Source organism: Neisseria sp. P0021.S006 (assembly GCF_051956895.1).
Genome location: NZ_JBQCWZ010001082.1, coordinates 1 through 506, shown reverse-complemented (window position 1 = coordinate 506; position 506 = coordinate 1). Strand labels below are relative to the sequence as shown.

The window sequence follows — 506 nt, the reverse complement described above, 5'->3', positions numbered from 1 at the left end:
CCCAATAAGATATTGTCGATGGCAATCACGCCGCCACTCCGTACCAGCTGCAAACAGCGTTCAAAATATTGCGGCGTAGGCGGTTTGTCGGCATCGATAAGTGCCAAGTCGTCGCTTTCCGATTCGCATTGCGCAATCAAGTCGTCCAAAGTCAGCAAAGCAGGTTGCAGATGAAGCGAGATTTTATGCGCTATGCCTGCTGCCTGCCATGTTTCTCGGGCAATATCGGTAAAGGTTACATTGATATCGCAAGCCGTGATTTTGCCGTCTTCGGGGAGGGCGAGTGCCATGGCGGTGCTGCTGTAACCGGTAAAGACACCAACTTCCAAATATTTCTTGGCATTCAATAATTTGGCCAACCACACCAACATGGCTGCCTGCTCTTGGGCAATAGCCATCTTTCCCAGACGATGTGATTGGGTACGCTCGCGCAATGCGGTCAAAACGGGATGTTCAGATTGACCGATGCTGTTGAGGTACTGCTGTAACGCCGGATCGGTATTGTG

General features: G+C 51.0%; 1 protein-coding gene. It reads right to left on the bottom strand.

The window, feature by feature from the left end:
* Positions 1-506, bottom strand: a 506-nt coding sequence (locus ACTHUM_RS18830; RefSeq protein ID WP_440403803.1) for a class I SAM-dependent methyltransferase, incomplete at both ends; no start/stop codon positions are given.